Genomic DNA, 4,254 nt, shown 5'->3' with positions numbered 1-4,254 from the left:
CAGAAGCAAGGGAATCCGGAAACGGAACGGGCGGCGACTTTTGCCGGGCTGGTAGATCTCTACGGAAGATACTGTCAGTGCTGGAGCAGGACGCCGGAAACGCCACGCCGCGCCGATGACAAGCGGCCCGAGTAGAAGCAGGATCCAGGGATGGGCGAATTCAGGCAGGTTCATTCCGTGAAGAGGAAGTCGGGGTGGTGGCTTTGACGAACTCGCGAACCGGGGCCAGGGCGGCGGCAAAATTTTCACGGCTTGCGGATTGGTGAGCGAATCGGACGGCGTCGGTCTCGCACAGAAGTTCGTGCAGGCGGCTGCGGACCTCGTCAGTCAATGATCCGTGTTCTACCTGGTCGAGCAGTCGGCGGAATTCGTGTGGGCACGACGCTTGGGCAGAGCAGCCAAAGCGGGATCCGGTGTAGGTTTTCAAAATGTCCGCTAGGCGAGTGTAGAGAGTCGGCAGGTCGTCATTCGCAGATCCCAATCGGTCGAGTTCGACTTGCGCGGTTTCCCACGGTGGCGAAGGACGCCGCAAGCGGCGGATGAGCCAATGAATCAGAGGGCTGACGATGCCCAAGGAAGCAAACACCGCGATGATCCACCAAGGCCAACGGGTCTCTATCTCCACCATCTCGGCGAGTTCGGGAGCAGGAGAGTCGACCTTCAAGGCGGCGGTCGCGAGTGCAGGCTGGTCGGGCATTTCTTCTGCGTATGCGGAAGTCAGACCAGGCAATGATACGGTCACCTTGCCACTATTGCCCTTGCCCTTGCCCCAGCTTGTCAGGGGAAAGGCGATCGACTGACCGGCAATCGATGCGTCCGAGAGTAAGACGGCATCGAACTGTATCTTCCAATCGCGGAATCCGTCGACTCCGAGTTTGCCACGTGTCCATTGCAAGCTCGGCTTGTGGATCACCAGTGCTTCTGGAATGCGGGACGGAATGACATCGGTCGGAGTCTGATGATAGGGGAGGCGGAACTGAGCCTGGAGGGTGACGTCTTCTCCAACCATGACGTCGACTTTGGACCAGGCCGATTCGGTTGGTACTGGCTTGGTGTCAGCCGACCAGATCGAGAAGGCCTTCCAGCCGACAAACGCGAGTGCTGACAGTAAGAGAAAGATCCCGATGCGGAGAATGGCGAGAAAGGTTCTCATGTCCGGCGGGAAGTGCGTGCGTCAAACAGGCCGATCAAAGCGGGAACGTAGTCGTTCGCGGTATCGATGTGGAGGAAGTCGGCGGCGGCGCGGCGGCAAATGCCTGTTAGGTCGCGACGTGCATTCTCACGCTGATCCGCAAAGGCCTCGCGGCGTCTGGCGGGGAAGTGTCCGGTTCTGCTATTTTCTAAGTCTTCGATGGCAAGGTTGGCGAAGCGTGGAAGGTTCGGCATCTCCCGCTCCATCGGATCGGTCAGGTGCAGGACAATGACTTCATGGCGCTGGGTCAGGGCGCGAAGGGGACGTTCGAAATCGCTAGTGAGGAGGTCGCCGAGAATGAAGACGATCGACCGCTTTAGGGTGGTGGCCAACAACTCATCCAGCGCGCCCGCCAGGTCGGTGCCTGTGGCTGCCGGGCGATGGACTAACAACTCCCTGATAATGCGCAGGACATGGCGGTGGCCACGCGCAGGAGCGATGTGAAGTTCCTCATGGTCGGAATGAAGGGCGAGGCCGACGCGGTCCTTGTTCAGGGTGGCGCTGAAGGCAAGCACGGCGGCGATTTCGGCGAGGATTTCACGTTTGCTCCGTGGCCCCGAACCGAAGTCGAGCGAGGCCGTGCAGTCGGCAAGCAGGAACACGTTCTGTTCGCGCTCCTCGGTGAACAATTTGACATGTGGATACCCGGCCCGGGCGGAGACGTTCCAATCGATGGCGCGGACGTCGTCGCCTTCCTGGTATTCCCGAACCTCCGCGAACTCGATGCCCATCCCCTTGAAAGAGGCGTGCCAGGCGCCAAGGGTGCGGTTGCGGACGATCTGGCGCGACCGGATCTCGATCTGCCGGACCTTCGCCATCAAGTCCGTCGACAGTGTCCCGTCGTCCTTGGCCGAGTCTTGCATGTTTACGGCGTGACAAGTGTGTCGAGCAGGCGAGCAAGGATGGCATCGGCATCGAGCTCCTCGGCCTGTGCTTCGTAGGTCAGAATAATCCGGTGGCGCAGGACGTCGGGGGCGAGGGCTTTCACATCCTCCGGGAGGACGTGGTCGCGCCCCGCCAGCAATGCCCGTGCTCTCGCTCCTTGAGCAAGGACCAGGGTGGCCCGTGGCGAAGCACCGCAGGAGAGTAGCGGGGCGATGAACTCCAGCGCCTTGGAATCCTGACGCGATGACATTTGGCTGCGTCCCTCTTTCCGCGTCGCGAGCACGAGGTCGAGGATGTAGTCCTCGATTCGGGCGTCGAGGTGAATGGAGTCGACCGCTCTGGCGGCTCTCGCAATCGCTTCCAAGTTCGTGACGGGACGGGCAACCGGCTTATCCTCCCGGGAAGCCATCAATTGCAGCACACGGCGTTCTTCCTCACGATCTGGATAATGCACAATTACCTTCATCATGAAGCGGTCGGTTTGTGCCTCGGGCAGCGGGTAGGTGCCTTCCTGGTCGATCGGGTTCTGAGTCGCCATGACGAGGAATGGCGTCGGAAGGGAGTGGGTTTCACCGCCGAGAGTTACCTGGCGTTCTTGCATCGCCTCAAGCAGCGCCGACTGCACTTTGGCTGGGGCTCGGTTGATTTCATCAGCAAGGAGGAGGTTGGTGAAGACCGGTCCCTTGCGCGGGATGAATTCTTGAGTGGATGGCTGAAAGACGTTGGTTCCGATTACATCCGCAGGTAGCAGGTCAGGAGTAAACTGGAGGCGACGGAAATCGGCGTCGAGCGTGTCCGCAAGAGTGCGGATCGCGAGGGTCTTGGCGAGGCCGGGAAGTCCTTCGACGAGCAGGTGGTTGCCAGTAAGAAGGCAAATCAGCATCCGTTCGACAAGGTCGTGCTGACCTACCAGCACCCTAGCGATTTCCTCGCGCAAAGGTCCGATAAATGAGGCCGCTTCTGCTTGCGCAGACTCGGTGGCAGTTGAATTCATAGTTCGGAGAATAGGTGGCGGCGAAGGCCTCGCTAAGCGACGCCTTCACCGCGTGGGAATTATTCAGCGGATGAATCGCCTGAGTCCTTGTCCTTTGCCTCGGCTTTGTCGAGCAGGTCGTTGGTCGAATCTTCTACCTTGTCGGCATTTCCGCCTCGACCGAAGTTGAGCATTTTCAAAGCACCAAGATGATTGCGATACTGCTCGGGCACTTCTTGGAGGTCCTTCTCCACCGAAAAGTCCTCCTTCGAGTAGATCTCTTCGCCTTCCGCATCGACGATCCGGAGCTTACCATTGGCTAGCATGGCCTTTGCGCCGTCGGGAAGTGGCAGCACGGTGTTGACCGAGACGCCGGGAACGCCTCCTTTACCAATTTGGTCGGTGAGTTCTCCGAGGTTCAAGCCCTTGAGTAGGCCGGAAAGATCCATGTTTCCACCGGAACCCATTCCGGTGATGCTGCTCAGGTCCAGGTTGCCCATCATCTCTGTCATCATTTCACCCAAGGTGCAGGTTTGGTCGAGTGTGGCTGTTCCGCTCTGGGCTGCTCCATCGCGCAGCCATTCGAACTTCAGCGTCTCTCCTTCGAAGAAGACGTTGGCGACGGCCATGTCGAGGGAGCCGTCGAGGTTCTTGACCGGGCGGTCTCCGATCTTGGTCACCACATCGCCTTCGAGAAGGCCGAGCGTGGCGGCAGTGCCCGTGGATTCGACTTCCTCGATCACAAAGCCACTGTGTTCCTTGAGTTGGTGCGTCTTTGCCTCATCGGCTTTTACCGCACGGCTGCTGGTCCCGAAGTCGGGAACCTTGGTGGTCAGGTCCGGGGCGCCGCCCGCAGGGATGCCCAGGATTTGCGCTTGTTGAGCGTGCAAGGTGCCTGCAGCAATGCTGACGGCGAGGATGATTGTTTTTGTCTTCATGATGATGTTTCTTGGTCTCTGGTTGAGGCAGTGAATGCCGTTCACCGGAATTAGCGCGGATTCGAGGCGCCTGTATCTACGAAAGGGATGAGTGCGGTGGATCTCGGGATGAACCCTGCCTTCCGGGGGATGAATCTGCTGACTCGCCATTTCCACGGCGTCGTCCGGCCCGGAAACGGATCCGCAACTGGCTGCTGCTCGCTTCCCGGATGTGCTCTGGCTCCCGCCGGTCCTTTTGTAGAATGGGCGGCGATAGGCTGGGGGAG

General features: G+C 59.6%; 4 protein-coding genes. All 4 read right to left on the bottom strand.

Annotated elements, in window-relative coordinates:
- Nucleotides 1-160: 160 nt before the first annotated feature.
- From WBG04_RS01375 to WBG04_RS01360, 4 genes are read right to left on the bottom strand one after another with little or no spacing between them, the layout of a single operon-like run.
- Nucleotides 161-1,153 (bottom strand): hypothetical protein, encoded by a 993-nt coding sequence (locus tag WBG04_RS01375; RefSeq protein ID WP_424312549.1) that lies wholly within the window; start codon nt 1,151-1,153, stop codon nt 161-163.
- Nucleotides 1,150-2,055 (bottom strand): DUF58 domain-containing protein, encoded by a 906-nt coding sequence (locus WBG04_RS01370; protein ID WP_424312548.1) that lies wholly within the window; start codon nt 2,053-2,055, stop codon nt 1,150-1,152. The genes WBG04_RS01375 and WBG04_RS01370 overlap by 4 nt, the downstream gene beginning before the upstream one ends.
- A gap of 2 nt (nt 2,056-2,057) precedes the next feature.
- Complete coding sequence (locus WBG04_RS01365; protein ID WP_424312547.1) at nt 2,058-3,071, bottom strand: AAA family ATPase; 1,014 nt, start codon at nt 3,069-3,071, stop codon at nt 2,058-2,060.
- Between the two features lie 59 nt (nt 3,072-3,130).
- Nucleotides 3,131-3,988, bottom strand: a complete 858-nt coding sequence (locus WBG04_RS01360) for a PDZ domain-containing protein (RefSeq protein ID WP_424312546.1) — start codon at nt 3,986-3,988, stop codon at nt 3,131-3,133.
- Between the last annotated feature and the right edge of the window lie 266 nt (nt 3,989-4,254).

This window comes from Haloferula sp. (genome assembly GCF_049672945.1).
GTDB lineage: Bacteria > Verrucomicrobiota > Verrucomicrobiia > Verrucomicrobiales > Akkermansiaceae > Haloferula.
This window is presented reverse-complemented; position numbering and strand designations above follow the sequence as displayed.